The sequence below is a fragment of the Variovorax sp. GW821-FHT10C12 genome (assembly GCF_059415405.1).
Window position 1 is genome coordinate 1,229,718 of sequence record NZ_JBWKNE010000001.1, and the last position, 17,358, is coordinate 1,247,075.

6 protein-coding genes are annotated in these 17,358 nt (G+C 71.9%); all 6 read left to right on the forward strand.

Translation table 11 applies throughout. The features are described from left to right. Positions 1-164: 164 nt before the first annotated feature. The 6 genes from AC07OH_RS05900 (at position 165) to AC07OH_RS05925 (ending at position 17,255) form a co-directional block, all read left to right on the forward strand. A complete protein-coding gene (locus tag AC07OH_RS05900) occupies positions 165-1,376 on the forward strand; it encodes a substrate-binding domain-containing protein (RefSeq protein WP_495299919.1) in 1,212 nt (403 codons plus the stop codon). A 233-nt stretch (positions 1,377-1,609) separates the two neighbouring features. After that, entirely contained in the window at positions 1,610-2,335 is a 726-nt protein-coding gene (locus AC07OH_RS05905) for a hypothetical protein (RefSeq protein WP_495299920.1), read from the forward strand. Beyond that, on the forward strand, positions 2,332-2,880 hold the full coding sequence (locus AC07OH_RS05910; RefSeq protein ID WP_495299921.1) for an RNA polymerase sigma factor: 549 nt from the start codon (positions 2,332-2,334) through the stop codon (positions 2,878-2,880). Before AC07OH_RS05905 ends, AC07OH_RS05910 begins: the two co-directional genes overlap by 4 nt. 11 nt (positions 2,881-2,891) lie before the next feature. Further along, a complete protein-coding gene (locus AC07OH_RS05915; protein ID WP_495299922.1) occupies positions 2,892-3,884 on the forward strand; it encodes a FecR family protein in 993 nt (330 codons plus the stop codon). Between the two features lie 73 nt (positions 3,885-3,957). Further along, positions 3,958-4,299 carry a FecR/PupR family sigma factor regulator gene (locus AC07OH_RS05920; RefSeq protein WP_495299923.1) on the forward strand — a complete coding sequence of 114 codons (342 nt, stop codon included), beginning with the start codon at positions 3,958-3,960 and terminating at the stop codon, positions 4,297-4,299. Further along, on the forward strand, positions 4,290-17,255 hold the full coding sequence (locus tag AC07OH_RS05925; protein WP_495299924.1) for a filamentous hemagglutinin family protein: 12,966 nt from the start codon (positions 4,290-4,292) through the stop codon (positions 17,253-17,255). Before AC07OH_RS05920 ends, AC07OH_RS05925 begins: the two co-directional genes overlap by 10 nt. The last annotated feature ends 103 nt before the right edge of the window (positions 17,256-17,358 follow it).

A 17,358-nucleotide genomic window follows, 5' to 3' on the forward strand; every position in this document is an offset into this window, starting at 1 on the left:
ATGTTCGGGAGCTTGGCGCACGCCGGCGCCCCGTTTCGCACGCATTCACGGGTGCGTGTTCCCGAGCTTTTTTCGGGTGGCTGTCACCTCGCGAACGCACCATCGATCCTGTCGCTGCACAGGCGACACGAGTCAAATTTTCTGGTCCCTTCAAAGGAGTTTCCATGCGTGCAAAGTTCAAGTCGGTCGCCCTGTCGGCCGTGATGATGGCGGCCCTCGCGGCCGCCGGCGCCGCTTCCGCCCAGATCGCCGTCGGCGGCGGTGCGACCCTGCCCGAATTGCTCTATGACGATCTGCTGCCCAGCGGCATCGGCAAGACGGACTTCAGCTACACCGGCACCGGCAGCGGCGCTGGCAAGACGGGCTTCATCAGCAACAACGCCACCGCCTTCAAGAACGAATCGGTGACCGGCACCCCCAACTGGCCTGCCACGCAGTCGGTGCATTTCGCCGGCAGCGATTCCGCGCTGACCTCGACGGAGTTCTCGACCTACACGACCAACGCCGCCGGTGCCACCGGCTGGGGCCCGATGATCCAGGTGCCCGCCGTGGCCACCTCGGTGCTCATCCCCTACAAGCGCGCCGGCATCGCCGACCTGAACCTGACCGACGCCAAGATGTGCGCCGTCTTCAGCAACAAGACCGGCGGCCAGACCTGGGGTCAGGTGCGCGGCACGGCCGACACGACGACCGTGAACGTGGTCTACCGCACCGACACCAGCGGCACCAACGAGCTGCTGAGCCGCTACCTCGTGGCCGCCTGCCCGGGCGCCGGCTTCACGGTGTCGAACAGCTTCGCCACGATGGTCGGCGGTGCGCTCTCGCCGGCGAACGTCATTCCTTCGCACTGGGTTGCCGCCACCGGCAGCAGCGGCGTGAAGGCCGCTCTGACCACCGACGCACGCGTGAGCTACCTGAGCCCCGAAACGGGCTACACCGGCTCCGACAACACCGTCGTCGCGAAGATCAACGGCGTGCTGCCGGTCGCCAGCGCGATCCGTGAAGCTCTCGCCAAGCAGGTGCTCCCGAACGGCCCGGCGGCCAACCCGCTGAGCTGGGTGCCCGCCTACGTGATGCCGGCCGCCGGCACCGGCTACCCGATCTTCGGCACCACCAACCTGCTGCTGAACCAGTGCTACAAGGACGCCTCGATCCAGACCAAGATCAAGAACCTGCTGACGGGTCTGACCGGCACGACCTACGACGCCAAGATCGCGACCCACAACTTCGTGGTGCTCCCGAACGGCACGTCGCCGGGCACGCCGCCGGCCGCCAACAACAACTGGAAGACCGTCATCGCCGCCAACTTCCTGAACGCTTCCAGCTCGCTGAGCATCGGCTACGCCAGCGTCTGCAACGGCAAGGGCCGCCCGTAAGTTGCTGATCGGTCCGGCCTGAGCGGGCCTTGCCCGTTCGCCGACCGGAGGCCCCGTGGAGAGGCTGCGCTTCGGCGTGGCCGATTCCCGGGGCCTCTTCGCTGTTCGCGGCGGAACAGAAGGAATGAATGTCATGCGTGCGTCACCGTCGATCACTACCGTGACCACGGCCTTCCGCAGTCCCGAGGGCGCGGAAGAACGAAGTCACCCAGGAGCCTGTGCGTCCCACCGGTATGAGAGCGAACGCGGCATCGGTCCGTGCCCTGGCACTGATCGGGTGCCTGGCCTGGGGCGTGGGCGTGCAGGCGCAGCAGCCACCCGAGCCGGCAGCCAAGGCGGCATCGGCGGCGCGCCGGGTGTTCGACATCGCACCGCAGCGGCTGGGCGATGCACTCGATGTCTACAGCCGGATGACCGGCCTGGACATCCTGATCGACGGCGAGCACGCGCAGCGGCGGTCGGGCGCGGTGCGCGGCACGCTGAGCGCGGCCGAGGCGCTCGAAGCCATGCTGGCCGGCACGGGCATGGAGGCGCGCCATGCGAACGCGGGCTCGGTGGTGATCCGCGAGGCCGCCGCGGGGCCGAAGGAGGCGGGCCTGTCGCCGGAAGCGGCGGGCCTGGAGGGGTCGGGTTTCAACGAAGGGGATGTCTTGCATCAAGCCTATGCCGCACAGGTCCAGCACGCCTTGCGTGGTGCCCTGTGCGATACCACGCAGACGCGGCCGGGCAGCTACCGCCTCGCGCTGCAGCTGCACCTGGACGCGCGCGGTGCGGTGGACCGCTTTCGCCTGCTGAGCACCACCGGCGAACCCGACCGCGATGCCGCGGTGCGGCTCAAGGTGCAGCGGCTGTCGGTCGGCGCACCGCCGCCGCCGTCATTGCCGCAACCGCTCGTGGTGCTGCTGTTGCCGGAAGGGCCGGGCGCGCGCACCGACTGCACGCCGCCGGTGGCGCCATGAGCGTGAGCCTGGCCTCCACGCTGCGCGCGCGCATGGTCGCGCGCTATGTCGAGCTGCGCGGCAAGCTCGAACGCATCGTCGGTTCGCGCGACGACGCGGCCGACGCCATGCAGGAAACCTGGCTGCGGCTCGCGGCCATGGGCGACGCGGGCACGGTGCACAACGCCGACGCCTACCTGCTGCGCATGGCCGCCAACATCGCGACCGACGGCTACCGCCGGGACAGCGTGCTGCTGGTGCGCGGCGAGATCGATGCGCTGGTGCACCTGGTGGACGAGGCGGGCGACCCCGAGCGCATTGCCAGCGCGCGCAGCGACGTGCAGGCGCTGAGCGACGTGCTGGCGCGCATGCCGGCGCGGCGCCGCGAGATCCTCGTGGCCGCGCGGGTCGAGGGGCTGCTCAACAGCGAGATCGCGCTGCGCTTCGAGGTGTCGCTGAGCACCGTCGAGAAAGAACTGCGCGCGGCGCTGGACTATTGCAAGAAGCATTTGCCGGACGTGGACGCGGTGCAGCGCGGCCACTTTGCCGGGCCGAGACACAACTGATGATGAGCGCCATGTCTTCCCTCGATACCGAAACGAGCATGCTGGAGCGCCAGGCGCGGGCCTGGTGGGCGCGCCTGCATTCGGGCCAGGCCACGCGCGCGGATGCCGATGCGTTCAAGCAGTGGGCGGCGCTGAGTGCCGCGCATGCACAGGCCTGGCGCGAGCTGATGCGCGTGTGGTCCGCGCTCGATCCGCTGCTGGCCGAAGAAGCAGCACGACAGGCCGAAGCGGCACGTTCGCGGACGCGGGGCCACCGCTTCTGGCCGGCGCTGTCGAACGCGCTGCATTCGCCGGGGCGCCGTGCCTTTCTCGGCGGCGCGGTCGCGGCCTCGGTGACCGCGGGCGTGCTCGCGGTCGATCCGCCGCTGGGCCTGTGGCCGTCGGTCGGCGAGCTGACGGCCGACTACAGCACCGCGACCGGCGAGCAGCGGCAGGTGGCGCTGGGCGAGGGCCTCAGTGTGCGCATGAACACGCAGACGCAGATCAACCGCCTGCAGGGCGCGCGCGGACTGGCGCTGGTCGCCGGCGAAGCCGAGATCGCGACGGCCGGCGAGGCCGAGCTGTTCGTCGAAGCCGGCGGTGGCCGGCTGCAGGCGCGCGGGGCGCGCTTCAACATCCGCCACACCGGCCCCGAAGTCTGCGTGACCTGCCTCGACGGCCGCGTGCTGGTGTCGGTGAACGGGCAGCAGCGTTCGGTCGAGGCGGGCCGGCAGGTGGTGTACGACCCCAGCGGGCTGCACGAGGTGGTGCGCGCCGACCTGGCGAACGTGAGCACCTGGGGCACGGGCGTGCTGTCGTTCGACGGCACGCCGCTGGCCGAGGTCATCGCGGAGATCAACCGCTACCGGCCGGGCCGGATCATCCTGCGCAACGAGGCGTTGGGCCGCGTGGCGGTGCGCATGCAGTTGTCGCTGCGCAGCATCGACAACGCGCTGGCGATGATCCGCGAGCTGTACGGCGCGAAGCTGCGCAGCCTGCCGGGCGGCATCGTGCTGCTGAGCTGAATTCCCTACGCATCGCATCGCGAGCAGCCTGAAAAAAGTTTACGGGTTGCATCGCGCTGGCTCGTCATGGGGTATGCAACCGACGCCTCATGACACCCGCCTGAGCGACGAAGCGCTGGCCTGGGTCGTGCGCCTGAACCGCCTGCATGGCAGCGAGGTCGAGGCGCAGGCGCTTGAGGGCTGGTGTGCACGCAGCGCGGCGCATGCGCGGGCCTGGCGCGAGGCCTTCGCGCTGTGGCAGTTGCTGTTGCCCGCGGCCTGCCAGACGCGGCCGTTGCCTGCCCCTCGATTTCCGTCGATCGCCCGCGCGGCGAACGACATCCATGTGTCCGCGCGTCGTCCGGGTTCCCGGGCGGCGTTCGATCCCGCCGTTTCTCCCTTCGCGCCGTTCCGCTCCCGCTCATCATGGTCCTGAATCCGCACGCCCATTCTTCGCGCCGACGCGCCGTTTCGACCGAGGGCGAGCTGCGCCTCACGCCGCTGGCGCGTGCGCTGGCCGTGGCACTGGCCACCGCGGGTGCGCTGGGCGTAGCCCAGGCGCGGCAGGCCTTCAGCCCCGCCTGGTTCGCCGACAAGGGCGCGGCGCAGGCCGGCGCGGTCCAGAGCGGGCGCCTGCCGAACGGCATGCCGGCGTCGAGCCTCACGAACCCGGGGCTGCAACAGCAGCAGGCGAATGCACAGCTGCAGCGTTCGATCAGCAACCTGAACCTCGCGGCACAGGCCATCGCGGCGCAGCAGGCGGCCCAGGCGGCGGCGCGCGAAGCTGCACGCAACACGCCGTCGTCGGTGCCCGACGGTCTCACCGAAGGCGGGCTTGCGGTCGATACGAACAGCCTCACGGCCGGCTGGCACAACGCCAACAGGCCCGAGCAGACGCCGTCGGCCGACGGCCGCACGCACGTGGCGATCCAGCAGGCCGGCGACCGCGCGGTGCTGAACTGGGAGACCTTCAACGTCGGTCGCAACACCACGGTCGATTTCAAGCAACAGGCCGACTGGGCCGTGCTCAACCGCGTGAACGACCCGAAGGCGCGGCCCTCGCAGATCCAGGGCCAGATCAAGGCCGACGGCACGGTGCTCATCGCCAACCGCAACGGCATCGTGTTCAGCGGCACCAGCCAGACCGACACGCGCAACCTCGTGACCGCCGCCGCGCACATCAGCGACGACCAGTTCAAGGCGCGCGGCATCCACAGCGCCCGCGCGGGCGAAGGCTATGCACCGAGCTTCACCGATGCACAGGGCGCGGTGAAGGTCGAGGCGGGCGCGCAGCTCACCACGCGCACGCCGGCCTCGGTGACGCAGGGCGGCGGCTACGTGCTGCTGATGGGCAAGGAGGTGCACAACGCCGGCACCGTCACCACGCCGCGCGGGCAGGCGCAGCTTGCGGCGGGCGACTTCTTCATCGTGCGCCCCGGGCAGGGCACGGCCGAGAACACCTTCTCGACCACGCGCGGCAACGAGGTGGCGCCGCAGTTCCTGCCCGACAGCACGGCGGGGCAGGTGAGCAACACCGGCCTGCTGCGCGCGCCCGAGGGCGACATCACGCTGGCCGGGCGCAAGGTGGTGCAGGACGGCGTGGCGCTCGCCACGACCACGGTCGACACGCGCGGCACGATCCATCTGCTGGCATCGGCCGCCGATGCGAAGAGCAGCGTCACCGTCACCGGGCGCGCGCTCAACGCGGTGCTGCTCGACACGCAGGACGGCCGCACGGCGCTCGACAGCCAGCGCAGCGCACTCATCAACGAGTCGGCCAGGCAGGACGTGCTGCGCCGGGGTGCTGCATTGGGCGCGTTCGACAACCCCTCGCAGCTCAACGACCGGCGCGACCTGTCGCGCATCGAGATCGTCTCGGGCGGCGGCGTGCTGTTCGAAGGCGCGTCGACCACGCTCGCCACCGGTGGCCAGATCGCGGTGAGCGCGGGCCGCCAGGGCGGGCGCAGCACCGTGGCCGACGGCGCGCGGCTCGATGTGTCGGGCGCCGTCGGCGTGCGGGTGGCCATGGCCTCGAACAACGTCGAGATCAACATCCAGGGCAACGAGCAGCGCGACGCGCCGGTCAACCGCGACACCACGATGCTCAACAACAGCAACGTGTGGATCGACCGGCGCAAGCTCACGCGCGTGGCCGCGGGCACCGGCGGCTACGACGGCGAGCGCTGGTACACGGCGGGCGGCCTGCTCGAGGTCGGCGGCTACCTGGGCCTGCAGGGTCACGGCATCGGCGAATGGGCGGCGCAGGGCGGCCACGTGGTCTTCACGGGCGCCGAGGTGGTGACGCAGGCAGGATCGAACATCAACCTCTCGGGCGGCACGCTGGACGTGCAGACCGGTGTCATCCGCCAGAGCTGGCTCAAGGGCCGCGACGGGCGGCTGTACGAGGCGTCGAGCGCGCCGGCCGACATCGTCTACACCGGCGTCTACAAGGGCTTCGAGGACGAACACAAGCGCTGGGGCGACAAGACCACGGGCTACTTCTACAACCCGCTGATCGGCCCGCAGCAACGGCTCGAGAACGGCTACACGGTGGGCCGCGACGCGGGCCGCCTCGAAGTGGCGACGGGCGCGGCGGTGCTGCGCGGCGACATCACGGCCACCGCCTACCAGGGGCCGGGGCAGGGCACGAAGAGCGACGCCGCACTCGACGGCTACGCGCAGTCGCACGCTGCGGCGGCCCGCGCGGGCCAACTCACGCTCGGCAACGACCAGGTCGTCGGCTTCAACGACGACCCCACGAAGGGCGCGGTGGGCATCTTCCGCCAGCTGGTGCCGACGCTCGATCGCATCGTGTTCGCGGACGGCGGGGCGGGCGCCGACACGGCCAGGCTCGGGGCCGGCGACCCGCTGCCCGCCGCCGACAAGGAGGCGCTGCGCCTGGACAGCCGGCAGCTCAGCGGCTTCGGCCTGGGTGCGCTCGTGGCCGTGGCCGGCAAGGAGGTCGCGGTGGACGGCGCGCTGGGTGTGGCACCGGGCGGGCGCATCGCGCTGCACGCGACGACGGTGGCGGTGCGCGGCGACCTGACGGCGCGCGGCGGCCAGATCATGCTGGGCAACGTGGTGCGCAGCGCCACCAACGTCGGGGGACCGGGCGATGTCAACCTGCCGCTGGCCGAGGGCACGCTGCCCGAGGCCATCGGCGTGCGCGTCGCGCCCGGCGTGATGCTCGATGCGCGCGGGCTGTGGAGCAACCTGCAGATGGACCCGTCGGGCAGCAGCGGCCTGCCGTACCTCGACGGCGGTGCGGTGCGCATCCGCACCACCGGAGCGATCGACCTGGCTGCGGGTTCGCTGATCGATGTGTCGTCGGGCGGCGCGGTGCTGGCCAACGGCAAGACGCGCGGCGGGCGCGGCGGCGATGTGGACCTGCTGGCGGACAGCAACACCTCGGTGGCGACCCACGGCCTGCTGCATGCAGATGGCGACATCCGGGGCTACGGCGTGAGCGGTGGCGGCACCTTGTGGATGGCGTCGGGCACGGGGGTGGTGATCGGCGGCGAGGCGCTCGGCGAGCGCGCGGCCACCGACCTGATCCTGCTGGAGGACTACAAGGTGGTCGCGGGCAGCATCCTGCCGGTCGACTACCAGTACGAGCGCACTCGCGCGCGCCCCGGGGAGGCGATGGGGTCGGCGCCGTTCTTTCTCGACAACGACACGAACGCCGTCACCATCGCCGCGGCCTGGGTGCTGCCTCGCAGTGCGGGCTCCATCGCATTCAACGTCGAAGCGATCGTGAACGGTTCGGTGGAGCGCTTCAGCTCTTACTCCGCGGGCGACGCCCGGCAACCCCAGACGGTGCCCGCAGGGGCGAAGCTCATCGGCATCAGCAGCCCTGAGGGCTTTCCGATCGACTACGTTGTTTCGGCTGCGATCTTTCCGAACGGGCTGAGCGTGCAAGGGCGCATGGTCACCGTCCCCACGGGCCAGGTCGCGCCCGCCGACTTCACCATTGCGAGCGGCACCCGGGTGGCGGCCGGCACGGTGTTCAACCGGCCCGTCACGGCCCTCGCGCAGATCGGCATCGACAGTGGCATCTTCCAGTCGGGCTTCTCACGCTACGACGTCAACGGACACCTCGGCCTTGTCGTGGCCGACGGTGCGAAGCTCGACGTGCGCATGCCGGTCTACCGCTTCGCACCCGACGCGAAGACCGTTGCAGGCGGCAGCGCGCCCGATCGCGCGCTGGCACTGTGGATGCCGCCGCTGTGGACCGAAGACCCGGTGCGCGGCGTGCTCACGCAGCGCGGCGGCGCCAGCCTGCAGTTGCAGGCGCTCGTGGACAACGGCGTGGCCACGGTGTCGCGGGCGCCGGTCGATGTGCGGCCGGGCGCGGAAATCACGGTCGATGCGGGCCAGTCCATCGGCCTGCGCGGCCGCGAGATCACGGTCGACGGCCTGCTGCGCGCGCCGGGCGGCACGATCAGCGTGGAGGGCAGCGGGTTGCCCGGCAGTGGACAGACGGGCAGTCCGGGCCAGCCCGGGCTGGTGTGGATCGGCGAGCGCGCCGTGCTCGACACCTCGGCGCGGGCCGCGGTGGCGCACGACAACTTCGGCCGGGCCTACGGCCAGGTGCCCGATGGCGGCACGATCCGCATCGGTGGCGCATTCGATTGGGAGCAGGGCAGCAGGACCCGGGCGCCCGAAGCCTTCGTCGTGGTTCGACCGGGCGCGCTGCTCGATGCGTCGGGCACGCGCGCGGACCTCGATCCCGGCGCGGGCGGGCCGCGCGGCATGACCTCGCCGGTGCCGGTGGCGAGCAATGGCGGCACCATCGTCCTCTCGTCGAGCCAGGGCCTCTACCTGGACGGCACGCTGCGTGCGGCGGCGGGCGGCGCGGGCGCTGCAGGTGGCACGCTGGCCGTTGCGCTCGAATCGGCGGTCTATCCGGGCGCGCTCACCACGGGCGAACTGCTGCGGCACCGCGAGATGGTGCTGGCCCAGACGCAAGGCGACAGCCCGCTCGCGACGGCGACCTCGCGGTTCGACGCACGACAACTTCTGCGCACAGGCACGGGCCGGATCGGCGTGGATCGCATCGAGGCCGGGGGCTTCGACAACCTGTCGCTGCTGGTTCACGGACCGTTGAGCTTCGACGGCAGCGTCACGCTGAACCTGGGACAAAGCCTGCGCTTCTACGCGGCGTCCTATGTCCACAGCGAGACGGCCGCAGCGGGTACATCGGTGTCGCTGAGCGCACCGTATGTACGGCTTGCGGGTGTGCGCAGACCCCCCGCCCCCATCGAGATGCCGGAGGGCTCGGTCATGCCCGAAGCCGGCTGGGCACAAGGCCCCTCCACCCAGGCGGGCGATGGCACCTTCGCCGTCTCTGCCGACCTGATCGACGTGCGCGACCGGGTCGGCTTCGGCGCTCACGCCGACGTCAACCTGGGCACGGCACGCTACACGGTGGATCGGCGCGGCTTCGGCGACGTCGAGATCAGCAGCCGGGGCGACATCCGCCTGCTGGGCGGCGGCCAGAGCGAGGGGCTCTCGAGCGAGTCCACCACCGAGTTGTCGACCAGCGGCCGGATGACGCTGACTGCCGCGCAGGTTTATCCGGCGACAGGTGTGGGGGCCCAGATCCTGGCCGGCGTGATGCCGCGAGACCCCGCCTCCGGCGAGGCGCCGCGCTATGCCGAGGGCAGCGTGCTGGCGATCCGCCGCCAGGGCGATGGCGAGGTCGCGATGCCTTACGCGGCGTTCGGCAGCCTGAGGCTCGGCGCCGAGACCATCGAGCAGGGCGGCATTGTGCGCGCGCCGCTGGGGCGCCTGCTGCTGGGCTCCAACACCAACAGTGGTGAAGTGGCCGAGCGGGTGACGCTGCTCGCAGGCAGCGAAACCTCGGTGAGCGGTGCAGGCCTGCAGATGCCCTATGGCGGCACGGTCGACGGCCTGATCTATCGCTACGGCGGGCTGGCCGTGACACAGGATGGAGCGGGCGGCATGGTCGGTGCAGCCATCGTCGGGCGCGGCATCGGCTTCAATGCCCGCCATGTCGACGCGCAGGCCGGCTCGCTGCTCGACCTGTCGGGCGGCGGCACGCTGTCGGGCGCCGGCTTCACCACCGGCCGGGGCGGCTCGGTCGACGTGCTGGCCACGCCGCTCGCGAACGCGAACCCCTTCAACGCCTACAGCGACCGCCGCAGCGGCGTGTACGCCATCGTGCCCGGCAGCGCGGCCCGCTATGCGCCGGTGGCGCCCGAGGCGGGCTTCGGCGCACCGGCGGTGGGGCAGCAGGTCACCCTTCCGGCCGGCGTACCGGGCCTGCCGGCCGGCACCTACACGCTGATGCCCTCGACCTATGCGTTGCTGCCCGGTGCCTTCCGCGTGGAGATCGGCGCGGGCGACCGCATCGGCCTGTCGGGCGTGACCGGCGTGGGCAACGGCTCGTATGTCGCGCCCGGCTACCTGGGCGTGGCCCACACCGCGATCCGCGAGACGCTGCCGAACCGACTGGTGCTCACGCCGGGCACGCAGGTGCGTGCGCATTCAAGCTACCGCGAGACCGACTACAACACGTTCATGCGCGCGGACGCGGCGCGCCAGGGTTTTGCGCGCGGCATGCTCACGGTCGACGCGAAGACGCTGGACGTCTTCCTGGCCAAGCCCACCGACAGCGACGCGAACCGCCTGGGCTTCACCTTCGACGGCCAGGTGCGCCTGGATGCGGCGCCCGGCACCGACGGCTTCGGCGGCACCGTGAACGTGCGCGGCCTGGGCGAGGTGCTGGCGGTGGGGCAGACGGCCGCCACCGACCTGGCCGGTTCGTCGGTGCGGGCCGACGAACTCAGCAAGCTGCATGCACCACGGTTGGTGCTCAATGGCGGCATCTTCGTCGAGTACGGCCAGAAAGGACGACTGGCCACGATCGGCGGCGACGGCAGCCTGGTGGTGCGCAGCGGCGCGCGCCTGTCGGCGGGCGACATCGTGCTGGCGAGCAGTCCCGGCTTCGTGGGTGAGCAGCAGATCGTCATCGAGGAAGGCGCCTCGCTCAGCACCCTGGGCCAGAAGGCCTCGGGTTTCGACTCGAGCGCGGGCTATGTGTTCACGGGCATGTCGGTGCTGGCGCTGTCGAACGGCTGGTTGAACCTGCAATTGGGTACGCCGCCGGCCGATGTGCCGTATTCCGTCGGCCTCCATGTCGGCCAGTGCGTGACGGCCTCGTGCAGCGGCACCACGCAGCTGGTGTCCGAGGGCACGCTGGCCATCGCCACGAACGGTGCGCTGACGCTGGCCGACAACGTGTCCTACGGCACGCGCAACCTGTCGCTCGCAGTCGCGGCGGTCAACCTCGGCGAGGACACGGCCATTGCCACCGCAGGCGCCAACGGCCGCCTGCCGCTGGGCCTGGCGCTGAACCAGGCGCGGCTGGACCGCCTGCTGGCGGGCAACACGGCCATCGGCGCGCCGGCGCTGGAGACCTTGATCCTCAACGCGCGCGACGCCGTGAACATCTTCGGCGCCGTAAAGCTCGACGCCAGCGGCCTCGACCGGCTGGTGTTCGGCACGCCGACGATCCACGGCTATGGCACGGCGGGCGACGTGGCCGCGATCCGTGCGGGTGAATTCGTCTGGTCCGGCTCCGACGCCGTGCCCGGCGCGGCCATGGCCGACATGCTGGGCGCGGGCACGCTCGACATCGGCGCCCGCACCATCGTGCTCGGCCACGGCCCGTATGCACAGCCCAGCGGCCAGGCCACCGATGCGCGCCTGGCGCTGGGCTTTGCCGACGTGAAGCTGAACGCCAGCGAACGCGTCACGGCCAGCGGTCGCGGCACGCTCGCGGTGCACCAGCGGCAGGGCGCGTACACGCCGGGCGAGGGCTATGCCTACGAAGGCGGCAACCTCGCGGTGGTGGCGCCGGTGCTCACGGGGCAGGCGGCCTCGACGATGCGGATCACCGCGGGCGGCGACATCACCGTGGCCGTGCCCGAAGGCGTGGCACCGGGCACGAGCGACGCGCTGGGCGCGACACTGGAACTCAGGGGGAAGCGCGTCGGGCTGGAGGGCAGCATCGTGCTGCCCTCCGGCCGGCTGGTGCTGGCGGCGACCGACAACGTCACGCTCGGCGCGGCCTCGCGCATCGACCTGTCGGGTCGCACCGTGACGCTGTTCGACGTGGTGAAGGACAGCGCCGGCGGCGAGCTGCTGATGACCAGCGCGGCCGGCCACATCACGCAGGCGGCGGGCGGCCTCATCGATGTGTCGGCGCGTCGCCAGCGCGGCGGCACGATCGAGGCCGTGGCGCTGGGCGAGGGTGCCGGCCATGTCGCGCTGGACGGCGCGCTGCGCGGCGCCACCAGCGGCAGCTACGACGCCGGCGGCACCCTGGTGCCCTACGACGCAGGCGAGCTGACCGTGCGCGCCCGGACCCTGGCCGACTTCGCGGGCCTGAACCAGCGGCTCAACGACGGCGGCGTGTTCGGCGCGCGGCGCTTCCAGATCAAGCAGGGCGACCTCGTGGTGGGCGACGGCGTGAAGGCGCGCGAGGTGTCCATCGCGCTGGACGGCGGCAGCCTGCGCGTGGACGGGCGCATCGACGCGAGCGGCGTGCAGGTCGGCACCATCCGGCTGGCCGCGGCAGGCGACCTGCGCGTGAACGGCACGCTCGACGCGCACGGCACCGGCCTGCGCGTGGACAGCGCGGGCCGCATCATCGACAGCCCGAACCGCGCCGTGGTCGACCTCACGAGCCGCGACGGCACGCTCACGCTGGGCAGCGGCGCACGCATCGACCTGCGCGCCGGCACCGACGTGCCGGTGGGCGCCCGCGCCGGACAGAACGACGGCCGCGCGCGCGGCACGCTCGACCTCAATGCGCCGCGCCTCGGCGCGGACGACGTGGCCGTGGCGGTCGAGGGCACGCCCGCCATCGTGGGCGCGAAGACCATCGCGGTGAATGCCTTCCGCACCTACGACGACGCGCCGCTGGCTTCCACGCCCGACGTGACGGGCCACAGGCCGCAACTGATCACGCAGAAATTCCTCGACGAGATCGACGGCCACAGCATCGCCTTCATCGACAAGGCGCTGGTCAATGCCTCGCTGTCGGCACGTCTCGCAGGCCTGGGCAGCTACCACCTGCGCCCGGGCGTGGAGATCGTGAGCGACCGGCTGAACAACCCGAACGGCGACCTCACGGTGGACGGCGACCTCGACCTCTCGGGCTACCGCTACGGCCCCGCGGCCCACCGCGGCGATCCGGCGCGGCGCGGCTTCGGCGAGCCCGGCAAGCTGGTGATCCGCGCGGCCGGCGCACTCAACGTGCACGGCAGCATCAACGACGGCTTCGCGCCGCCGCCGGCCACGCCGGACGACGTGGGCTGGATGCTCGGCGAAGGGCGCTACGCCGGTGGCGCCGTCGTCGTGCCCATCGACGGCGTGACGCTCGACATCGGCACCCGCTTTCCCGCGGGCGCCACCCTCAACTACAGCGTGGCCGTGAACCCCACCACGCTGCCCGCCGGCACCGTGCTGCCCGTGGACGCGGTGCTGCAAGCGCCGTGGAGCCTGCCGGCCGGCACCGTGATCGCGGCCAACATCTACCGCCCCGACGGTTCGCTGGCCCATGCCGCCGGCTCGGTGCTGGCCACGGCCGTGACGCTGCCGCCCGAGACGCGGCTGGGCGCCGGCACCGCGCTGCGCTCGCCGGCCTCGGTGGGCGCGCTGACCTGGCCCAAGGGCGTGGAGCTGCCCGTGGAGATGACCATGGCCGGCCCGCTGCAGCTCGCGCGCGGCGCGCTGATTCCGTCGAACACCTTGCTGGAACTGCCCGGCAACACGCCGGTGCAGCTGCGGCCCACGGTCGATGGCGTGCAGGGGCGCAACTGGGCGATCGCTCCGATGCTCGGTGAAGGCGCCACCTCGTGGGACCTGCAACTGGTGGCGGGTGCCGACCTCGGTGCGGCCGACCGCCGGGCCGTGCGGCCGGATTCGCGCGCGGCGCTGCAGCTGGCCGATGCGCACAGCGTGCTGAAGTTCACGATCGAAATGGGGCCCGGCAACGGTCCGCCGGTGTGGGCGCCGGGCAACTGGCTGGGTCGCCCGCCCGGCACACCGGTCGAGCCGGACGACCTGTGGTGGTGCGACATCGGCGCCGGCCTCTGCGTGCCCGGCGGTGGCCAGGAACGGGCTGTCGGCGCGCCGAACACGCCCGCCTTCAGCGTGCTGCGCACCGGCACCGGCGACCTCGAGCTGCTGGCGGCAGGCGACCTGCGGGTGCGTTCGCCCTTCGGCGTGTACACGGCCGGCACGGCCACCGCGACCGAGGCGGGCCACAACCGCCCGCGCGGCACCAACGCCGACGGCCTGCTGGGGCCGCAGTCGCCGCTGACCGACTACAACGGCGCGCTCTCGGCCTACCGTGCGTGGTACCCCGACCAGGGCGGCAACCTGCTGATCGCGGCGGGCGGCGACCTTGTGGGTCACATCGTCTCCGATGAACGCTCGAGCGTGCTGGCCGGCAACTGGCTCTGGCGGCAAGGCTCGGGCACGGCGGGCATCGACAGCCCGATCCCGAGCGCATGGTGGATCAACTTCGGCGCCTACGTCGGCGGCATCCCGGTGCCCGGCACGTTCACCCCGCCGACGCTGGCCGGCTTCACAGGTTTCGGCACGCTGGGCGGCGGCAACCTGAGCGTGCGCGTGGGCGGTGATGCGGGGGCCATTGCACCGCGCACGCCGCAGCCACTGGTGAACTCGCAGGACAGACCCAGCAGCGGCGGGCTCGTGCTCGCCGTGGCGAGCACCGGCCGCGTCGGCGCGGATGGTGCCCAGACCCTCACGGGCGGCGGCGACATCGACATGCGCGTGGCCGGCGCCCTGAACCCGCACCGCGCGCTCAACGGGGCCGCGGAGAACCTCGTGCTGACCGGCGCCATCGCCAACCTGCGCGGCAGCACCGACGTGCGCGCGGCGTCGATCGGCAGCCTGGGCCTGCAGTACCTGTCGAGCAATTTCAACCTGAGCGACCCGATCGACACGCGCGCCATCGATCCCTTCAACCCGACCTTTGCCGATGCGCGCGGCGGCATCAACCTGCTGCCGGGTGACGCGACGATGCGCCTGAGCACGCGCGGCGACCTGGTGCTCGGCGCCGCGGCCGACCCCGGACGCGTTCCGACGCCGAACACCTCGGCCTTCAGCGTCGGCGGCACCGGCTACGACGGGGGCGGGCAGGGCTGGTTCAGCCTGTGGAGCGACCGCAGCGCGATCGACCTGCTGTCGGCGGGCGGGCACCTCACGCCCGTGATGGCACGCAGGGACAGCGCCGACTCGACACTGAAGACCACCTCGCCGGATGCATGGATCGTCTATCCGGGCATCTTTCACGCCGCCGCGTTGACGGGGAACATCTACGCCGGCTACGCGGCGCTGCCGCAAGCACGGTACTACCCCGTGGCACTGAGCTACGGGCTGACCCTGGCGCCTTCCGCACGCGCCGAATTCGAGATGCTGTCGGGCGGGTCGATCTACGCGGGCCAACTCGGCATGGGCATGTCGGGCACCGGCACGCCGCTGCCGACGCCGTTCAATCCGGCGTTTTTTGCCGAGTTCGACGCGCAGGGGGTGAAGCAGTTCGTCACCAACGCCTCGCCCACGGGGACGGCCATTTCCGGCTCCCAGTTCTTCGGGCCTTCGCTGTTCGCTTTCGGCCCGAACACGGCAGCGCAGCCGCTGGCCCGTGACGCCGCTGCGCCGCCCGTTCGCTTCTATGCGGCCAGCGGCGACATCGTCGGCCTGCGCACCGGCGAGACCCTGACGCTGCCCGACGACAGCGCGACCTGGTACAACGCCGCCGGCCCGGTCTGGATCAAGGCCGGCCGGGACATCGTCAACACCGGCGATGCGCCGGGCGCGTTCTGGTTCGCACCGTTCGAACTGCAGAGCATGCGCTCACGCGGCGACCTCATCGTCCACCAGCAGCCCACCGACGTCTCGGTGATCTCCGCCGGCCGCGACATCCTCTACGCCAACGTCGACATCGCCGGCCCCGGCACGCTCGAAGTCTCGGCGGGCCGCCACCTACGGCAGGAAGACCGGGGCGGCATCACCTCGATCGGCCCCATCGTGCCCGGCGACACGCGGCCCGGCGCCTCGGTGGCGCTCATGGCCGGCGTGGGCGCGCAGGCGGCGACGCAGGGGCTGGACATGGCGCCGGTCCGCGCACGCTACCTCGACCCGTCGAACCGCGCCGAAACCGGCACGCCGCTGGCGCAGCAGCCGGGCAAGGCCGCGAAGACCTACGAGGCCGAACTCGCCGCGTGGCTGAAGGCGCGCTACGGCTTCGACGCCGGCACCACCGCGCAGGCGCTCGCGTACTTCGATGCACTGGCCCCGGCGCAGCAGCGCATCTTTTTGCGCGAGGTGTACTACGCCGAGCTGCGCGAAGGCGGGCGCGAGTACAACGACGCGGGCGGTCCGCGCCAGGGCAGCTACCTGCGCGGGCGCGAAATGATCGCCACGCTGTTCCCCATGCGCGCGGCGCTCGACGGCGACATCACCATGTTCGGCGGCTCGGGCGTGCGCACGCAGTTCGGCGGCGACATCGACATGCTCGCGCCGAGCGGCAGCATCATCCTGGGCGTGCAGGGCGCGGTGCCGCCGGCCACCTCGGGCGTGCTGACGCAGGGGCAGGGCAACATCCGCTTCTTCAGCGAGGGCAGCCTGCTGCTCGGGCTGTCGCGCATCATGACCACCTTCGGCGGCGACATCCTCGCGTGGTCGGAGAAGGGCGACATCAACGCCGGGCGCGGCGCCAAGACCACGGTGGTGTTCACGCCGCCCAAGCGCGTGTACGACAACGTCGGCAACGTCGAGGTGTCGCCGCAGGCCCCGAGCTCCGGCGCGGGCATCGCGACGCTGGCGCCCATCGCCGAAGTGCCGCCGGGCGACGTCGACCTGATCGCGCCGCTGGGCACCATCGACGCGGGCGAGGCGGGCATCCGCGTGTCGGGCAACGTCAACGTGGCCGCGCTGCAGGTGGTGAACGCCGCCAACATCCAGGTCAAGGGCGAATCGGCCGGCCTGCCGGTGCTGGCCTCGGTGAACGTGGGCGCGCTGACCAATGCCAGTGCCGCCGCCTCGCAGGCCAGCATGGCGGCGCAGGACGTGATGCAGCGCGAACGCGCGGCGGCGCGCCAGGCGCTGCCGTCGGTGTTCACGGTGCGCGTGCTGGGCTTCGGCAACGAGCCCGCAAGCGGGGGTGCCGGCAACGGCGCACAGGCGCCAGCCGACAGCGCCAAGGCGACCACCACCGCCGCCAGCTACAACCCGCGCAGCGTGATCCGCGTGCTCGGCGGCGGCGGCAGCCTGCCGCCGGCGATGAGCCGGCAACTGACGGACGAGGAGCGCGCCAACCTGCAACGCTGAACGCCCCGTCGAGCCCGCGCCCCGGCCGACGGGCGCCCGTGTTCCTTCCCTTGTTGTCCCAGGCCTGGCCGCTGCCGCCACCGGAGAGTCCGGGGCGGCGCGA

Bases quoted from the DNA above. Each gene is read 5' to 3' on its own strand.
- AC07OH_RS05900 (WP_495299919.1), top strand. From the start codon at position 165: ATGCGTGCAAAGTTCAAGTCGGTCGCCCTGTCGGCCGTGATGATGGCG.
- AC07OH_RS05905 (WP_495299920.1), top strand. From the start codon at position 1,610: ATGAGAGCGAACGCGGCATCGGTCCGTGCCCTGGCACTGATCGGGTGC.
- AC07OH_RS05910 (WP_495299921.1), top strand. From the start codon at position 2,332: ATGAGCGTGAGCCTGGCCTCCACGCTGCGCGCGCGCATGGTCGCGCGC.
- AC07OH_RS05915 (WP_495299922.1), top strand. From the start codon at position 2,892: ATGTCTTCCCTCGATACCGAAACGAGCATGCTGGAGCGCCAGGCGCGG.
- AC07OH_RS05920 (WP_495299923.1), top strand. From the start codon at position 3,958: ATGCAACCGACGCCTCATGACACCCGCCTGAGCGACGAAGCGCTGGCC.
- AC07OH_RS05925 (WP_495299924.1), top strand. From the start codon at position 4,290: ATGGTCCTGAATCCGCACGCCCATTCTTCGCGCCGACGCGCCGTTTCG.